A 17,103-nucleotide genomic window follows, 5' to 3' on the forward strand; every position below is an offset into this window, starting at 1 on the left:
TCAGTCGCTCACCCGGGGGCCGGTCACCCAGTCGGCGAGCCGGGCCAGCCGCTCGCGCAGGCTCGCCCGCCGCACCTCCCCGGCCGCCATGCTCACCAGGTGCTGCGCGGCGTCGAAGGTGATGAGCGCCTCGTCCGGCCGTACGGCTATCGCGTCGTGGGCCAGAGACTCCAGCTCGGGGTCGCCACCCTCGATGGCGAGGATCGTGGCGCCCGTACGGCGGGCGTCGTCGACCCGCTCCAGCAGGGGCACGGGGGCGCGCTGCTCGGACACGATGAAGAGCGTCTCGCCCCGCCCGGTCTCCTGGAGGCGGTCCAGCCCGACACGCAGATGTGCGGGCGCGTTCGGCGGAGGGTCCCAGCGCAGCAAGGTGGGGGACAACTGCGCCAGGCCGGACAATCGCGCCTCATCGGCGAGGTGCGCGGTCACGTGCCATGGCTCGTCGTCAGGGGTGCCGACGACCATCAGACCGCCGGGGGAGCGGGTGGTCCGCAGGGCCATCCCGAGTTGCCGGGTCTGCTCGAGCCATCCCGTCGAGGCGAGCGCCTCGCGCAGCAGGCTCACCGACGCGGTGTCCATTCCGCCATGGTGCCTGACAGGCGGTGGTGAAGTCCCGTACTTCAGCGCCTTGACAGAGCGTTACCTGAAAGTAACGATCAGTCCACGGTGCCGTTCTTGGAAAATGATCCAATAGCCGGAAGGCGGCTTCATGAACCTCCGTGTTCGCGCCATCATGTCCATGATCGGGGTTGTTGTCCTGCCGCTCGCACTGGGCGGCACGGCACGCTCCGCAGTCGCAGCGGAGTCAGCCACAGGAGAGTCCGCCGCAGCCGAAGCGGCGAGCCAGGTCGTCGCGGGCCAGGTCGTGCAGGCCAGCCCGACGACCGTCTATTTCGCGCCGGGCAGGCTTCTCGAGGTGCCCGTCAACGCGTGGCACATCCGCTACGGGTCCACCTCGGCCACCAGCGGCGCCACCATCGTGTCGGGCACCCTGCTCGTCCCCAGGACGCCCTACCTGCTCGGCAGGAGGCCGATCGCCGGTTATGCCGTCGGCACCCATGGGCTCGGCGACCAGTGCGCGCCGTCCGCCGCGATGGCACGGGGCACCGAGGCCGAGCTGGCCCTCATGAGCCTGATGCTGCTGAAGGGCTGGGCGGTGGTCGTCACCGACTACGAGGGTCTCGGCACGCCGGGCGACCACACCTACATGGTGGGCGTCTCGCAGGGCCATGCCGTACTGGACTCGATCAGGGCGGCGACGCGCGTCGGCGAGGCGAAGCTGTCCGGCGACGCGCCCGTCGTCATCATGGGGTACTCCCAGGGAGGCTCGGCGGCGGCCTGGGCCGCGCAACTCCAGCCGTCGTACGCTCCCGAGCTGCGGCTCAGGGGAGTGGCGGCTGGAGGCGTGCCGGCGGACCTGGAGGCGGTCGCCCGCAACCTCGACGGCACCTCCGACTTCGGCCTGGCGGCGGCCGCCGGCCTCGGGCTCGACGCCGCGTATCCGGAGCTGGCCCTCTGGAGCCACCTGACGCCCGAGGGCGCCACCCTGTTCGGCGCCGCCCGCGACGCCTGCGTGGCGCAACTGCGGTCGTCGCTCGCCGGGCGCAGCCTCAGCGAGCTCACCACGACCGACGTGATGCGCCTGCCCGCATGGCGGGCCCGCCTCCAGGAGAACCGGCTCGGCACGAGCGCCCCTCGCGTGCCCGTGTTCCTCTACCACGCGAAGGGCGACGAGATCATCCCGTACGCCGTGGGCTCCGCTTTGCGGAAGGAGTACTGCGCGCGCGGCGTGAAGGTGTCGTGGACGGGCGTGCCGGCGGGCAGCCATGTGCTCGGCGCGGTGGAGGGCGGCCCGCTGGCGATCGGCTGGCTGGCCGGCAGGGTCGTCGGGTTGCCCGCAGTCGGCAACTGCTGAGCCGTACGGGCCGCCATGGGCCGGCCGACGGGCCGGCTGATGAGGCGCGGTCCCCTGGGTCCGCGGCGAATCGACTGGCCTGGCATGATCTGTGACATGGCTGAGCACACCGAATCGTCCAAGGGCATGCCCGACGTCTCCGAGTTGTCGATCGGCATCCTGGGCGGCACCGGAGACCAGGGCAGGGGCCTGGCCCGCCGGTTCGCCCTCGCCGGGCACACCGTGCTGATCGGCTCCCGCAGCGCCCAGCGCGCCCAGGAGGCGGCCGAGGGCATCGGCGTGCGGGGCGCGGAGAACGCCGCCGTCGCGGCCGAGGCCGACATCGTGATCGTCGCGGTGCCGTGGGAAGGGCACAAGGCGCTGCTCGAATCCCTCCGCGACCAGCTCGACGGCAAGATCGTCGTGGACTGCGTCAACCCGCTCGGCTTCGACAAGCAGGGCTCCTACGCCCTCCCGGTGGAGGAGGGGAGCGCCGCCCAGCAGGCGGCTGCCGTGCTGACCGGAAGCCGCGTCGTCGCCGCCTTCCACCATGTGTCGGCGGTGCTGCTGCTCGACCCCGAGGTTGACGAGATCGACCTCGACATCCTGGTGCTCGGGGACGACCGCGAGGCCACTGACGTCGTCCAGGCACTCGCCTCGCGGATCTCCGGCGCACGCGGCGTCTACGCGGGCCGGCTGCGCAACGCCCACCAGGTGGAGGCGCTGACCGCCAACCTGATCTCGATCAACCGGCGTTACAAGGCGCACGCGGGTCTGCGCGTCACCGACGTGTAGCGCCGGCACGGCGGATCCCCCCGCGGAGACGGCACGCGTCGTTCATTTGATCTTCACCGGGGGGATGCGGGCGGTCATTACTTTCAGGCGCTATTGCCCGAGTCTGAAAGGCACCTGATGATCCGTCCCGTAACCGCCGGGCTGGCGTTCGCCGCGGCAATCGCACTTCCAGCCTCCGGGGCCGCCGCGGCGACCCACCCCTCGAACCACGCCCCGAGCCACGCGAAGAAGCCGGTCGTCGTCTCCGACGTGACCCTTCCCGCGCCCGCGCTCAAGAGCATCCAGCCCACCATCGCCGACGACCACGGGATCAAGCTCGGCGGTGTCGGCAGCGGCCTGTTCCCCGGCGACAAGCCGGGCGAGTTCTGGATGGTCACCGACCGCGGCCCGAACGGCCAGCCCACCGTCAACGGCGTGAAGGTCCGGACGTTCCCCGTGCCTGAATTCGCCCCGGCGATCGTCAACGTCACCGTGAAGCACGGCAAGGCCTCGATCAAGAAGTACATGCCGATCGTGGGCGCGTACGGCAAGCCCGTGACGGGAATGTCCAACCAGAACGTCCACGACGAGACCCCGTTCACGTGGGACGGCCTGACGAAACTGCCGTTCAACCCCAGCGGGCTCGACACCGAGGACCTGGTCCGCACCCGCAACGGCGACTTCTGGCTCGTCGACGAGTACAGCCCCTCGCTGCTGCGCGTGTCGCGGACCGGCCGCGTCCTGGAGCGGTACGTCCCCAAGGGTCTGGGCCTCAAGGGCGCCGACTACCCCGTCGTCGACACGCTGCCCGCGATCCTGGCCTCGCGTCAGCAGAACCGCGGCTTCGAGGGCCTGGCCATGTCCTCCGACGAGCGCACGCTGTACCTCGCCGTGCAGAGCCCGCTCGCCAACCCCGACATGGCGACGGCCAAGACGTCACGGATTTCCCGCATCCTCACCTTCGACCTGCGCTCGCGCAAGGTCACGGGCGAGTACGCCTACAAGTTCGAGGACGTCACCACCTTCGACCCGAAGGTGAACGGCGACCAGAGCCAGATGAAGATCTCCGGCCTGGCCTACGTGGGCCCCGGCCGCATCCTGGTCGACGAGCGGACGGACAACGTCACGCGGATCTACCAGATCGACCTGTCGCGGGCGAGCAACCTGCTCAAGGGCCGGTACGACGACCCGAAGACCACGCCCTCGCTGGAGGCCCTGACCAACCTGTCCGGCATCCGGCTGCCCGCCAAGTCGCTGCTCCTCGAGCCGAACGCCCTGGTCCCGTCGCTGCCCGGCAAGATCGAGGGCCTGGCCGTACTCGATCGGTGGACCGTCGCGGTGGCCAACGACAACGACTTCGGCCTCGGCGACTTCGGCCCCGACGGCAAGCTGATCGACACGGGCGTGGCCAGCCGCATCGTCACCGTCAGGCTCGCCAAGCCCCTCGGCTCGCACTGAGCCTCCGATTCCGGCCCGGCCTCCTGAGCTGAGAGGGCCGGCCCGATCCCGCCCGCACCGGTGGGCGCGTCGCTCATACCGTGACGGAGGCCGTGAGCCAGTCCGCCACGGCCTCCGGCGCGCACACCTGGTGCAGGTGCAGGCCGGGGATGCGCTCCACCGGCCAGCCGCGCTCCTCGGCCTCCTTCGCCGTGCCGATGTAGCCGTCGGAGAACCACAGGTAGGCGCTGCCGACGTGGTCCCAGCGTGCCGGAACGGGGATCTCCTCCATGTAGTAGGCGAGAGGCAACCGGGCCTGCTCGGCGACGATCACCCTCCGGCTCGCCTCGTCGGGGAACATCGGCGCCACGTCCTCCTCCGGCCACCAGTCCGTCCACCGGGGAAGCACGCCGGAGTCGTCGGCGAGCCCCTGGAGGAAGGGCAGGAACTCGGGCTCGGCGACCTGGACCGACCCCGTGCGGGGAGGGAGCGCCGCGTCGGCGAACAGGCAACCGGCGATCTGCCCCTTCAGCGCCTGAACGATCAGCGGCATGAACAGGCCGGCGTTGCTGTGGGCGACGAGCGCCAGCGGCCCGCGGGCGGGCGCGGCGGCGGCCACCTGATCCACCACACGCGGCCAGTACGGCCCCGGCCCCGCCGTCACGTCGACGAGGGACGGCACGACGGCACGATGACCGCGGGCGCGCAGCACGTCGGCCACGGGCGTCCACGTCGAAGGCCCGACAGAAGGACTGTGCACCAGCACGAAGGTGATGTTCATCACCTCATCATGATCGGCTCATCCGGCGGGCGGCGGGTTCTGCGCCACGGGCGTAAAGAACCTCCGGCCAATCCACCGGATTGGATCTGACAATCTCCGCCTGGTTAAGTCATTCTGGTCGCCATGAGCTCACTTCATCCCGAAACGCGGGTCGTCCACCTGCCCAAGCCGAAGCTGAACGGCAGCACGCCCATCTCGGTGCCGATCTACCAGACCTCCGGCTTCGTGTTCGACGACCCGGCCGTCTTCGCCGACGGGATGGGACGCCCCGACGGCGCCTTCGTGTACGGGCGGTTGTCGAACCCGACCGTCCGCTCGCTTGAGGAGGCCGTCGCCGGGCTCGAGGGCGGCGCGGGCGCGGTGGCGACCGGCTCCGGGATGGGAGCCATCAGCACGGTGTTGCTGGGACTGCTCCGGTCGGGCGACCACGTGATCGCCCAGACGGCGTTGTACGGCGGCACCGCCACCGTGTTCAAGGACCTGGAGGCGAGGTACGGCATCTCCGTCACCTACGTGCCGGAGGCCGACCCCGGCGCGGTGCGCGACGCGGTGCGGCCCGAGACGAAGCTGCTCTATCTGGAGACGATCGCCAACCCGATGACGCAGGTCGCCGACATCCCCGCGATGAGCGCGGCCGCGCGCGAGGCCGGGCTGGTCACCGTCGTGGACAACACCTTCGCCTCGCCCCTGCTGTGCCGTCCGATCGAGCTCGGCGCGGACGTGGTCGTGCACTCCACCACCAAGTACCTGTCCGGGCACACCGATGTGCTGGGCGGGATCGCGGTCGCGGCCACCGACGAGCTGTACCGCAGGATCTGGACGCACTCGCTCGAACTGGGTGCGACCGCGGACCCGTTCGCCGCGTGGCTGACCCTGCGCGGCATCCAGACGCTGCCGCTGCGGATGGAGCGCCACTGCTCCAACACCCGGCTGCTCGCGACCAGGCTCGCCGAGCACCCCGCCGTCGCCGCCGTGCACTGGCCGGGGCTGCCGTCCCACCCCTCCTACGACGTGGCGGCCAAGCTGATGCCCGAGTTCGGCGGCGTCTTCTCCTTCGACCTGAAGGGCGGCCGCCCCGCCGGAGAGGCCTTCATGAAGGGGGTACGGCTGGCGCTGCTCGCGCCGTCGCTCGGCGGCGTGGAGACGCTGATCCTGCACCCGGCCACCACCTCCCACCGGGGCCTCGACGCGGCCGGGCTGGCCGCCGCGGGCATCGGCGAGGGCACGGTGCGGGTGGCTGTGGGCATCGAGCACCCCGAGGACCTGTGGGCCGACTTCCAGCAGGCACTGGAGGGCGGGGCGGGCGCATGACCGGCGTCGCCCGTGCGGACGTCGAGAAGGCGGCGGATCGTATGGCGCCGCACGTGCTGCGCACGCCGGTGGCCCAGGTCGCACCACATCTCGCGCTGAAGCTGGAGGGCATGCAGCACGCGGGTTCCTTCAAGGCGCGCGGCGCCTTCAACACGATCGTCGCCGCCCGCGACGGGGGCACGATTCCCGGCGGCGGGGTCATCGCGGCGAGCGGAGGGAACCACGGCCTGGCCGTGGCGTACGCCGCCCGCGCGCTCGGTGTGCCCGCGGAGATCTTCGTCCCCGAGGTCTGCAGTCCGGTCAAGATCGAGGGCCTGCGCGCGCTCGGCGCCCGCGTCACGAAGGCGGGAGCCATCTACTCCGAGGCGTACGAGGCGTCGCGGAAGCGCGCCGCGGAGACGGGTGCGCTGGAGATCCACGCCTACGACCAGGTCGACGTGGTCGCAGGCCAGGGCACCCTCGCTCTGGAGCTTCTTGAGCAGGCGGAGTTCGACACCGTGCTGGTCGCCGTGGGCGGGGGAGGTCTGGTCGCGGGCACCGTGGCGGGGCTGGACGGCCGGGCGGCGGTGGTGGCGGTCGAGCCGGAGCGCATCCCCACGCTGCACGCCGCCCTGGCGGCGGGCGGCCCCGTGCCGGTGGACGTGAGCGGCGTGGCCGCCGACGCCCTCGGGGCGAGCCGGATCGGCGCGATCGCCTATGAGACGGTCGCCGGGCGGGTCTCCAGCGTGCTCGTCACCGACGACGCCATCGTCGAGGCCCGGCTCGCCATGTGGCGTGACCACAGGGTGGCCGCGGAGCACGCAGGCGCGGCGGCGCTGGCCGCCCTGCAGTCGGGTGCCTACGTGCCGGCCGAGGGGGAGCGGGTCGTGGCCGTCGTGTGCGGCTCCAACACCGATCCCACCACGCTGGCCGGATAGACGCGGACGCCGCTCCGCGGGGGAGACCCGCGGAGCGGCGCCGGTCGTCTGTGCCGGTCAGCTGTAGCTGTGCTCCGGCGCGGGGAAGACGCCGTTCGCCACCTCGTCGGCGAAGCTGCGGACCGCGCGGTCCATCTCACCGGCGAGGTCGAAGTACTTCTTCACGAACTTGGCCGGGCGGGTGGTGAGCCCCATCAGGTCCTGCCAGACGAGCACCTGCGCGTCGGTGTCGGGGCCGGCCCCGATGCCGATGGTCGGGATGCTCAACGAGGCGGTGACCCGCTGGGCGAGGTCGCTCGGCACGCACTCCAGCACGACGGAGAACGCGCCCGCGTGCTCCAGCGCCTTCGCGTCCGCCATGAGCTCCTCGCCCGACTGGCCGCGCCCCTGCACGCGGTAACCGCCGAGCACGTTGACCGACTGCGGCGTCAGGCCGAGGTGGGCCATGACCGGGATGCCCGCGGACACGAGCAACTCCACCTGCGGGAGCACCCGCTGGCCGCCCTCCAGCTTCACGGCATGGGCCCCCGCCTCCTTCATGAAGCGGGCCGCGGTCTCCAGGGCCTGCTGCGGCGAGGCCTGGTAGGAGGCGAACGGAAGGTCGGCGACGACCATCGCCCGCGACGACCCGCGGACCACGGCGGCGGTCAGCGGAAGCAGGTCGTCGACGGTGACGGGCAGCGTCGAGTCGTAGCCGTAGACCACCATGGCGGCCGAGTCGCCGACGAGCATCACCGGGATGCCGGCGTCGTCGAAGACCCTGGCGGTCATGGCGTCGTAGGCGGTCACCATCGGCCACTTCTCGCGCCGCGCCTTGGCGGCTGCGATGTCGCGGACGGTGACCCTGCGGCCGGACGAGCCCCCATAGAGGGTGGGCGTCGAGCCGGACGCGGGTGTGTTGGGTACAGCGGAAACAGAGGACATGGCTACCTCCAAGGCCTCGTGGCGCCCCTGCGGCGTCCCCGGACAGTCAGATCATCGCATGTCGTCATGGCATCGAACACCCCTGGCCCGTGTCGGTAATCCCGCCTGGTCGGGCCTGCCGTACGGCCTGCTGGGCGCCCCGTTGTCCGCTCACCGACCCGGTGTCGGAAATGTCGGTGATCCCGGGCACAATGCCATCCGGAGGTAAGCAACCAAGATGGCGATAGAACCTTACCGGCGGGTGCTGGCCCTGCCAGGCGTGCGTATGTTGTTGCTGGTCGGCCTGGTGGCCAGGATCCCGTTGACCGGTACGGGGATCACGCTGACGCTGCACGTCGTCAACCACCTCAACCTCGGCTTCCTGGAGGCGGGGCTGGTGGGCGCGGCCAGCATGATCGGGTCCGCGATCGGCTCGCCGCTGGCCGGGCGGATCGTCGACAGGCGGGGGCTGCGCCCGGTGATCGCCGTCACGACCGCGGTTCAGTTGGGTTTCTGGTGCGTCGCCCCCTCGCTGCAATATCACGCGCTGCTGGCGGGGGCCGTGATCGCCGGGGTGTTCGGCCAGCCGGTCTTCGGGGCGATCCGGCAGTGCGTGGGGGCGATGGTGCCCCCGGAGAGCCACCAGGCCGGTTTCGCCCTCGACTCGATGGCCGTGGAGTTGTCGTTCATGGTCGGTCCCGCGCTGGCCGCCGCCGCGGTGACCGCCTTCTCCAGCACGGCGACGATGTATGCGGTGGGCGTCGGCCTGGTCGGCTCGGGAGTCGCGTTGTTCCTGCTCGATCCGCCGACCCGGTCGCCCGAGGAGGAGGGCGGAGAGACGAGGCGGGCGGTGCCGTACCGGCAGTGGGTCGGCGCCGGGCTGATCACGCTGCTCGGCGTGGTGTCCGCCCTGACCTTCGTGCTCACCGCCACCGAGTTGTCGCTGGTGGCGACCATGCAGGCCAGCGGCGCCACGTCGCTGACCGGGCTGGTGATCGCCCTGTGGTGCGGCTACTCCCTGGTCGGGGGCTTCGTGTACGGCGGGCTCTCGCGGGGCTACTCCCCGCTGGCGCTGATCGGGGGCCTGTGCGCGCTCACCGCGCCGCTCGGGCTCGTGGGCGGCGGGTGGTGGTGGCTCTGCCTGGCGCTGGCCCCCTGCGGGCTCCTGTGCGCGCCCGCGTTGTCGTCCACCGTCGCCGCGGTGAACCGCCGGGTGCCCGCCGCGGCGCGGGGCGAGGCGATGGGCCTGCACGGCACCGCGCTCACCCTCGGCGTCGCGATCGCGGGCCCGGTCGCCGGGGGGATCGTCGACGCGTACGGCCCGGGCTGGGCGTTCGCGGCCGCCGGCGCGGCCGGGGTGGTGCTGGTGCTCGCCGCGCTGCCCTTCTGGCGGGACGTGCCGGGCGCGGGAGAGGCCGCCGTGGACCCCCTGCCTGCATGATCGACATATGAAACGACACCGTTGCGTATCGAAATATCTATCGCTACGCTTGCGTTGCGAAACTTGAGCGTATCGAAAACTTCCCTGGGGGATTAGTGGAAGCCCACACCGGCCACCCACGCCGCTGGCAGATTCTCGGCGTGATGGTCTTCAGCCTTCTGGCTGTCGTCCTCGACAACACCATCCTCAACGTGGCGATCAAGACGATCGCCGACCCGGTCCAGGGTCTGGGCGCCACCCAGAGCCAGCTGGAGTGGGCCATGAACTCCTACACCCTGGTCTTCGCCGGCCTGCTGTTCACCTTCGGCGTGCTGGGCGACCGCTTCGGCCGCAAGAAGATGCTGCTGATCGGCATGGTGCTGTTCGGCCTCGCGTCCCTGGCCAGCGCCTATGCCCAGGACCCGACGCAGCTGATCGTCGCGCGCGCCCTGATGGGCCTCGGCGGCGCGGCCATCATGCCCGCCACCCTGGCGATCATCTCCAACGTCTTCCCCATCCACGAGCGCGGCAAGGCGATCGGCATCTGGGCGGGCGGCGTCGGCATCGCCGTCGCGATCGGCCCGATCACCGGCGGCATCCTGCTCGCGCACTTCTGGTGGGGCTCGGTCTTCCTGGTCAACGTCCCGATCGTCATCCTCAGCCTGATCCTCAACACGGTGCTCGTGCCCGACTCGAAGGACCCGAACAAGGTCGGCCTCGACCCGGTCGGCGTGCTCCTGTCGATCATCGGTCTGATCGCGCTCGTCTACGGCATCGTCAAGATCAGCGACCTGGGCACGGTCGTCGACGTCGAGGTCATCGTGCCGACGCTGGTGGGCCTGGTCATCTTGGCCGGCTTCGTCTGGTACGAGAGCCGGATCTCCCATCCGGCCTTCGACGTGCGCAACTTCCGCAACGCGGGCTTCTCGACCGCCATCGCGAGCGTCGGCCTGGTCTTCTTCGCCGCCATGGGCGTGATGTTCTTCCTCGCCTTCTACTGGCAGATCGTCCGCGGCTTCACGCCGCTGCAGTCGGGCGCCCTGGTCCTGCCGTTCGCGGCCGCCCAGCTGATCTTCGCGCCGCAGAGCGCGAAGATGGTGGCGAAGTACGGCTCCAAGGCGGTCGGTACCGTCGCGATGGCCGTCATCGCAGTGGCGCTGGCCTGCTATGCCCTGGTCGACGTGGACACCCCGGTCTGGCTGATCCTCATCCTCGGTTTCGTCCAGGGTGCCGCGATGGCCAACATCCTGCCCCCGGCGACCACCGCCATCATGAACTCCCTGCCTCGGGAGAAGGCGGGCGTCGGCTCGTCGATGAGCAACGTCGTGCGGCAGGTCGGCGGCACCCTCGGCATCGCCGTCCTCGGCGCCGTCCTGTCGGCCAGCTACCGCGGCGACATGGAGGACAAGGTCGCGGCCCTGCCGGAGCAGCTGCGCGGCCCGGTCAGCGAGTCGATCTCCGGAGCGGCGGGCGTGGCCGAGCACCTCGGCGCCCAGGGCGCACGCCTGATGGACGCGGCCAACGGGGCCTTCGTCAGCGGTATGCACCTGGCCGCCCTCGGGTCCGCCGTGGTGGCCCTCGTGGGCGTGATCGTTGTGGGAGTGTGGATGCCCGGCCGTACGGCCGATGCCGCTCCGGCGCCGACGGGAGAGCCGGAGAAGCCGGAGAAGAAGGAAGCCGCGGTAGCGTGATCGGGCGATGACGATGCAGCAGACGGAAGGGGTGGCCCGGCCGGCGGGCCGCCCCCGCAGTGAGAAGGCGGAGAAGGCGATCATCGAGGCCGCCCTGGACATGCTCGGTGAGGGCATCAGCGTGTCCGAGCTGTCCATCGAGGCGATCGCCTCCAGGGCCGGGGTCGGGAAAACGACGATCTACCGGCGCTGGACCAACAAGGAGGATCTGGTCGTCGACGCCGTGGCGACGATCAAGCCGCCCATCCTGCCGTTACGGGGCACATCCGTGCGGGACGACCTGATCGCCTATCTCCGGGTGATCGAAGAGGAGTCCCGCCATGTGCGCACCCGCTGCATCATGAACATCGCCATGGGCCAGACGGACCGCCATCCCCGTCTGGCCGAGCGGTTGAAGGAGACCATCGTCGAACCGCGCAGGGCGACGGTCCGCGCCGTCCTGGAGCGGGGCATCGCGGCCGGCGAGCTGCGCGCCGACCTCGACGTCGAGATGGCGATGGCCATCCTCGCCGGGACGATGATGTGGCGCACCAAGTGGATCGGAGACCACGAAGAGCTGCCGGGCAACCTGGCCGAGCGGATCGTGGACGAGGCGCTCCGGGGCTTCAGGGCCGGCTGAACGCGCTCACGCCGGGGCTCGGCACCTCCGGACCCCGGCGCGACCGGTCAGGCGAGGGTCTCCCGCCACCGGTTGGTGATCGGAAGACGGCGGTCGCGCCCGAAGTTCTTGGGCGTGATCTTCGGGCCCGGCGGGTACTGCCGGCGCTTGTATTCGGCCAGGTCGACCAGCCGGATGATCCGGGTGACCAGCTCAGGGTCGTGGCCGGCGGCGATCAGCTCGTCGCGGCCCATGTCCTGCTCCACGTAGTCGCTCAGCAGCCGGTCGAGCACGTCGTACTGCGGCAGCGAGTCGGTGTCGCGCTGGTCGGGCCGCAGCTCGGCGCTGGGCTCCTTGGTGATGGAGTTCTCCGGGATCGGAGGCGGGCCGGGCTGCGCGTTGCGCCACCGGGCGAGCTGCCACACCATCGTCTTGAGCACGTCCTTGATCGGGGCGTACCCGCCGGCGGAGTCGCCGTAGAGCGTGGAGTAACCCGTGGCCAGCTCGCTCTTGTTGCCGGTCGTCAGCACGAGGTGGCCGTGCTCGTTCGACAGGCTCATCAAGATCATGCCGCGGACGCGCGCCTGCAGGTTCTCCGCCGCCAGCCCGTGCAGCTCGATCTCCTTCTCGAAGGCGGTGACCACGTCGGCGATCGGGACGACCCTGGCGTTGAGCCCCTGCCGGCGCACCAGCTCCTCGGCGTCGGTGATCGAGTGGTCGGAGGAGTAGCGGGAGGGCATCAGCACCACGTTGACCCGCTCCGGCCCGATGGCGTCGGCGGCGATGGTGGCGGTCAGCGCCGAGTCGATGCCTCCGGACAGGCCCAGGATGACCGAGCCGAACCCGTTTTTGGCGACGTAGTCGCGCACGCCCAGCACGAGCGCGTTGTAGACCTCGGCCAGGTCGTCGAGCCGTTCCGCGATCACCGGCGGCTCCGGCTCGTACGGTTCGACCGGCGTGTCCGACAGCAGCACGCGCTCGACCGTGATGTACGTGCCGTCGCGGGCGTCGACCTGGCGCTCGCCCAGGTCGCCGGTGGCCTCCGGCAGTTCGAGGTCGGTGACCAGAAGCTCTTCGGTGAACTGCGCCGCGCGGGCGACCAGCTCTCCCGAGGCGTCGACGATGAGGGAGTCGCCGTCGAAGACCAGTTCGTCCTGGCCGCCGACCATGTTGACGTAGGCGAGGGCGCAGCCGGCCTCGCGCGCCCGCCGTGCGCACAGCTCCAGCCGCACGTCGTCCTTGTTCATCTCGTACGGCGAGCCGTTCGGCACGACGAGCAGCCCGGCGCCTGCCTCGGCCACCACCGAGACGGGGCCGCCCTCCTGCCAGAGGTCCTCGCAGACGGCGATGGCCACGTCGACGCCGTGCAGCCGGATGACGGGCAGCCGGTCGCCGCGCACGAAATAGCGGTACTCGTCGAACACGCCGTAATTGGGCAGGTGGTGCTTGGCCGACTTGACGACGACCCTGCCCTGGTACAGCACGGCCGCGGCGTCGAGCGGGGCGCCCTTGGGCTGGCCGACCCGCGGGGCGTAGCCGGCCCGGTCGAGATATCCCACCACCACGGGCAGCTCGCCGAGCCCTTCGGCGGCCAGCCGCTCGGCCACCGAGCCCAGCGTGGCGACCGACGCCTCGACGAAGGAGTAGCGCAGGGTCAGGTCTTCCGCCGGATAGCCCGTCAGGAACAGCTCGGTGAAGACCGCCAGGTGGGCGCCGCGGTCGGCCGCCTTCCGGGTCCACTCCACGAGCTTGTCGGCGTTCCCGGACAGATCGCCGACGACGGGGTTGGTCTGGGCGAGGGCGATTCGGAGTTGAGCCACGACTAATACCCTAGAACGTCCCGTTTGTTGTCGTCAAAGAGACGATAAGGTCAGCTCCCCGGGCTGACCAGGCCTCGCTCGTAGGCCAGCACCACCAGCTGGGCCCGGTCGACCAGGCCCAGCCGCCTGAGCAGGCCCGCGACCTCGGCGGCGATCTCGTGTTCCGGCGTGGCGAGGGTGACGGAGATCTCCCTGTTGGTGCACCCCCGCGCGACCAGCTTGACTAGGTCGACGTCCGCGTCGAACAGGCCGTCCGGCACGGCGGGGTCGGGCCGGCCGGCGAAGGCGGCGATCAGATGCGTGGTGACCGCCGGGTCGAGCAGCGCGTCGCCCGCGACCGCCGCCTCGATCGCCGCGATGAACTGCTCGGGCGGCGAGGTCTTCAGCACGAATCCGCTCACGCCCGCCCGCAGGGCCGCGTACAGGTTCTCGTCGGTGCCGAACGTCGTCATCATGATGACCTTGGGCGGCGCGCCGGCGGCCAGGATGCGCCGGGCCGCAGCCAGGCCGTCCAGGCGCGGCATCTGGATGTCCATGAGCACGACGTCGGGCCGGACCGCCTGGACCAGCGCGATCGCCTCCTCGCCGTTCTCGGCCTCACCCGCGAACTCCAGGCCGGGCTGGTCGTCGAGCATCACCTTCAGGCCGGTCCTGATCAGCGCCTGATCGTCGGCGACGACCACGCGCAGCGCCGTTTCCGGGGCGGCCTGCCGTCCGGGGGCCTGCGGCCCCGCGTCGCCTCCCGGCGCCTGCGCGGGGATGTCCAGCTCGGGCGCCTGGGTGAGGATGTCCTGTTCGAGCCGCTGGAGCGCGGGGCCGAGGTCGAGGCCGAGCTCCTCGCGCAGCGCGACCCTGGCGCGGGAGACCGCGCCGAGGGCGTCGCCCTGCCTGCCCGCCCGGTAGAGCGCGAGCGCGAGCAGCCGCCAGGCCTCCTCGCGCAGCGGATGCGCCGCGGCGTGGGCCTCCAGGTCGGCGATCATCGCTCCGGAACGGCCGAGCCGTACGGCGGCGTCACCTTGGCGTTCGACGGCGACCAGCCGGAGCTCGTCGAGCCGCGTTGCCTCGGCCTGCGCCCAGGGCAGCTCCTGGAACTCGGCGAGCGCGGGCCCGCGCCACAACCGCAGCGCGACCTCCATCTGCTCCAGCGTCGTTCCCGGGTCGCCGCCGTGGTCGGCCTTGACCAGGTTCTCGAACCGCCAGGAGTCCACGTCCGCGGCCCGCAGGGCGTAGCCGGGCGGGGCCGAGGCCAGCACGTCCGCCTTCTCCCTGGGCGCGCGGCCAGGCTCGAGCACGCGCCGCAGCCGCGAGACGTAGCCCTGGATCGTGGCGAGCGCCTGAGCCGGCGGCTCACCGGGCCACAGTTCGTCGATCAGCGTGCTCGTCGGGACGGCGCGTCCCCGGGCCACGAGAAGGCGGACGAGCACGGCCTGCTGCCGCGGCCCGCCAAGGTCGAGCCGGGTGTCGCCGGTGGTCGCTTCGAACGGTCCAAGAACACGAAATATCACCATCGCATCGAAAGCGTAGATCACGCTTCACACGCTCAGGGGGAAGCGGGCCTCCACGACCGTTCCGCCGGTGTCCCCGCCGGTCACGACGCAGCTTCCGCCCAGTTCGGCGGCCCGTTCCCGCATCGATGACATGCCCACTCCCGCCCTCACCCGGGTGAGCGGCCCGATCCCGTCGTCCGCGACGCGCAGGCGCAACTCGCCGCGGGTCCTTTCGACGGCGATCAGGACGCGGGAGGCGTGCGCGTGCCGTCTGACGTTGTTCAGTGCCTCCTGGACGATCCGGTAGACCGCGACCTCGACGGCGGCCGGCAGGTTCTCCAGGTCCTCCTCGGCACTCTCGACGGCACCGCCGACGCCCGCGGGCAGGCTCTCCTCCGCCAGGGCCCGTACTGCTCCCGCGAGCCCGAGATCGTCCAGGGCCGGGGGCCGCAGGCCGTACACGAGGTCGCGGATGTCGCTGGTCACGGCGTCCATCTCGGCGCGCAGGTCGCCGAGCAGGCCGTCCGCCGCCGAGGGTGAGCGGCTCAGGCTCATCCTGGCCATGTTGATGGTCATGGCCATCGCGCCGAGCGTCTGCCCGAGCCCGTCGTGCAGGTCGCGGCGCAGCCGCCGCCGCTCCTCCTCGCGCGCGGCCAGGATGCGCTCACGTGAGCGCTGGAGGTCGGCCGCCATGCGCACGGCGTGGGCCACGTCGGCCACGTGGGGCAGCAACGTGGTGATCACCCGCTCGTCGTGGGCCGCCGCGAAGCGCCGTGCCCCAGGGCGGCCGATCATCAGCCGGCCCACGGGCTCCCCGTGCCAGACGAGCGTGATCTGGCGCGGGGACGGTCCGACGTCCCCGCTCTCGACATAGCGTGGCCGGCCGTCGGTGACCTCCACCGCCACGCCGTCGACCGCCAGGCCGTCCCGCACGACTGTGACCACCGATACCAGCGCGTCGGCCGGGTCGGCCCTGCGCACCTCCTCGGTGAGCCGCTCGGCGAGCAGCGCCGGGTCGCCGGCTCTGCCGTACAGGGTGCGGTCGACGACGCGCTGGAGCGCGCGCCGCAGCGGCTGGAAGAACGCACCGGCGAACAGGGCGGCGGCCAGCCCGCCGACCTGGTGATAGCCGGAGACCAGGAAGCTCGACACCGCGCCGACGCCGAAGTAGACCGCGCTGACGGAGGCGATCAGGCCAGCCGCCACGAAGGCCCTGCTGATCACCGTGTCGATGCCGTACAGGCGGTACCGCAGCGCGGAGAACAGGACGGCGACGGGGATGACCGCCGTCCACGCGGTGGCGACCGCCCACATCGGCTCGCCCATCACGTAGAACGCCACATAGCCGGCGAAGGCGATCAGGGGCCAGGCGATCTGCCGCCGTGTGGCCGGATCGGCGGTGCGCAACCGCACGACGAGGGAGGCGAGCGCCGCCACCACGCACGCCATGATCACGTACTGCAGGACCTGCCAGGCGGCCGGGTAGACCTCCGCGAGCGCCCGTACCTCCAGCGGGTTGTGGATCACCTCGGGCCACGCGTAGCCGGCCGGATCGGGGTCGGGCCGCAGGACGCTGAGAACCATCTCGGCGACGGTCGCCGCCACGGCCACGACGACTACCGGCCGCCAGCGGGGTGAAGGGAGCCGGCCGGTGGGCGAGGTGAGCGGGAGCACCACGGCCAGCAGCAGCCCTCCGGCGGCCCAGGAGGCGACGCTGAACCAGCGGGCGACGCCTGCCGTCGTCATGTCGTCGTGCGCCGCCGCGGAGAAGGACAGCGCGGTGAAGAAGACGTTCACCGAGCCGAGCAGGCCTCCGGCGCACATCAGCCACGCGACGCTGAGCCGGGGGCGCTGCGAGACCAGGAACGCGCCCACCACGGGGAAGGTCGCCGCCACCCCGAGATCGGGAGTCCACAGGATGTGGGGCTGCCATTCGGCGGGGATCCCGAGCTGGATCATGATTCCCACCGGAGTCAGGACCAGCGCCGCCGCCGCGATCACCCAGGCGAACGTCCGCCACCCCTGATCCTCTTTCATCTTGAAAGAGGATTATGCCGTTCGTGCCCCGAT

At 71.3% G+C, this 17,103-nt stretch carries 14 protein-coding genes; 8 read left to right on the top strand and 6 right to left on the bottom strand.

Going from position 1 to position 17,103, the window contains the following annotated elements; translation table 11 throughout:
* Nucleotides 1-579, bottom strand: a complete 579-nt coding sequence (locus Pth03_RS18555) for a hypothetical protein (RefSeq protein ID WP_203945553.1) — start codon at nucleotides 577-579, stop codon at nucleotides 1-3.
* Nucleotides 580-709: 130 nt separating this feature from the next.
* On the opposite strand from Pth03_RS18555, the gene Pth03_RS18560 reads away from it, so the two are divergent.
* The 3 genes from Pth03_RS18560 (at nucleotide 710) to Pth03_RS18570 (ending at nucleotide 4,126) form a co-directional block, all read left to right on the top strand.
* Nucleotides 710-1,915 carry a lipase family protein gene (locus Pth03_RS18560; protein ID WP_203945554.1) on the top strand — a complete coding sequence of 402 codons (1,206 nt, stop codon included), beginning with the start codon at nucleotides 710-712 and terminating at the stop codon, nucleotides 1,913-1,915.
* A 96-nt stretch (nucleotides 1,916-2,011) separates the two neighbouring features.
* Nucleotides 2,012-2,689, top strand: coding sequence for an NADPH-dependent F420 reductase (gene npdG, locus Pth03_RS18565; RefSeq protein WP_203945555.1), 678 nt, complete (start codon nucleotides 2,012-2,014; stop codon nucleotides 2,687-2,689).
* Nucleotides 2,690-2,806: 117 nt separating this feature from the next.
* A complete protein-coding gene (locus tag Pth03_RS18570) occupies nucleotides 2,807-4,126 on the top strand; it encodes an esterase-like activity of phytase family protein (protein WP_203945556.1) in 1,320 nt (439 codons plus the stop codon).
* A gap of 73 nt (nucleotides 4,127-4,199) precedes the next feature.
* On the opposite strand, the gene Pth03_RS18575 is transcribed toward Pth03_RS18570, so the two are convergent.
* Nucleotides 4,200-4,886, bottom strand: coding sequence for an alpha/beta hydrolase (locus Pth03_RS18575; protein WP_203945557.1), 687 nt, complete (start codon nucleotides 4,884-4,886; stop codon nucleotides 4,200-4,202).
* A gap of 123 nt (nucleotides 4,887-5,009) precedes the next feature.
* Between Pth03_RS18575 and Pth03_RS18580 the strand changes: the two genes are divergently transcribed.
* Both Pth03_RS18580 and Pth03_RS18585 read left to right on the top strand, forming a co-directional pair.
* Nucleotides 5,010-6,197 (top strand): trans-sulfuration enzyme family protein, encoded by a 1,188-nt coding sequence (locus Pth03_RS18580; protein ID WP_203945558.1) that lies wholly within the window; start codon nucleotides 5,010-5,012, stop codon nucleotides 6,195-6,197.
* Entirely contained in the window at nucleotides 6,194-7,114 is a 921-nt protein-coding gene (locus Pth03_RS18585) for a serine/threonine dehydratase (protein WP_203945559.1), read from the top strand. Before Pth03_RS18580 ends, Pth03_RS18585 begins: the two co-directional genes overlap by 4 nt.
* Nucleotides 7,115-7,171: 57 nt before the next feature.
* Here Pth03_RS18585 and panB read toward each other — a convergent pair whose 3' ends face one another.
* Nucleotides 7,172-8,038: a 3-methyl-2-oxobutanoate hydroxymethyltransferase gene (panB, locus tag Pth03_RS18590; protein WP_203945560.1), complete on the bottom strand. Its 867-nt coding sequence runs from the start codon at nucleotides 8,036-8,038 to the stop codon at nucleotides 7,172-7,174.
* Nucleotides 8,039-8,255: 217 nt separating this feature from the next.
* Between panB and Pth03_RS18595 the strand changes: the two genes are divergently transcribed.
* The 3 genes from Pth03_RS18595 to Pth03_RS18605 all read left to right on the top strand — a co-directional run bounded on the left by Pth03_RS18595 (nucleotide 8,256) and on the right by Pth03_RS18605 (nucleotide 11,747).
* On the top strand, nucleotides 8,256-9,458 hold the full coding sequence (locus tag Pth03_RS18595; RefSeq protein WP_203945561.1) for an MFS transporter: 1,203 nt from the start codon (nucleotides 8,256-8,258) through the stop codon (nucleotides 9,456-9,458).
* A 143-nt stretch (nucleotides 9,459-9,601) separates the two neighbouring features.
* The gene (locus Pth03_RS18600) at nucleotides 9,602-11,128 is read left to right on the top strand and encodes an MFS transporter (protein ID WP_239119148.1); all 1,527 of its coding nucleotides are present in this window, start codon (nucleotides 9,602-9,604) and stop codon (nucleotides 11,126-11,128) included.
* A 7-nt stretch (nucleotides 11,129-11,135) separates the two neighbouring features.
* Complete coding sequence (locus Pth03_RS18605; RefSeq protein WP_203945563.1) at nucleotides 11,136-11,747, top strand: TetR/AcrR family transcriptional regulator; 612 nt, start codon at nucleotides 11,136-11,138, stop codon at nucleotides 11,745-11,747.
* A gap of 47 nt (nucleotides 11,748-11,794) precedes the next feature.
* On the opposite strand, the gene Pth03_RS18610 is transcribed toward Pth03_RS18605, so the two are convergent.
* From Pth03_RS18610 to Pth03_RS18620, 3 genes are read right to left on the bottom strand one after another with little or no spacing between them, the layout of a single operon-like run.
* Nucleotides 11,795-13,546 (bottom strand): NAD+ synthase, encoded by a 1,752-nt coding sequence (locus tag Pth03_RS18610; RefSeq protein WP_203945564.1) that lies wholly within the window; start codon nucleotides 13,544-13,546, stop codon nucleotides 11,795-11,797.
* A gap of 50 nt (nucleotides 13,547-13,596) precedes the next feature.
* Nucleotides 13,597-15,075, bottom strand: a complete 1,479-nt coding sequence (locus tag Pth03_RS18615; RefSeq protein WP_239119149.1) for a BTAD domain-containing putative transcriptional regulator — start codon at nucleotides 15,073-15,075, stop codon at nucleotides 13,597-13,599.
* A 3-nt stretch (nucleotides 15,076-15,078) separates the two neighbouring features.
* A complete protein-coding gene (locus tag Pth03_RS18620; RefSeq protein ID WP_203945565.1) occupies nucleotides 15,079-17,070 on the bottom strand; it encodes a sensor histidine kinase in 1,992 nt (663 codons plus the stop codon).
* Between the last annotated feature and the right edge of the window lie 33 nt (nucleotides 17,071-17,103).

This window comes from Planotetraspora thailandica, from assembly GCF_016863335.1.
Classification (GTDB): domain Bacteria; phylum Actinomycetota; class Actinomycetes; order Streptosporangiales; family Streptosporangiaceae; genus Planotetraspora; species Planotetraspora thailandica.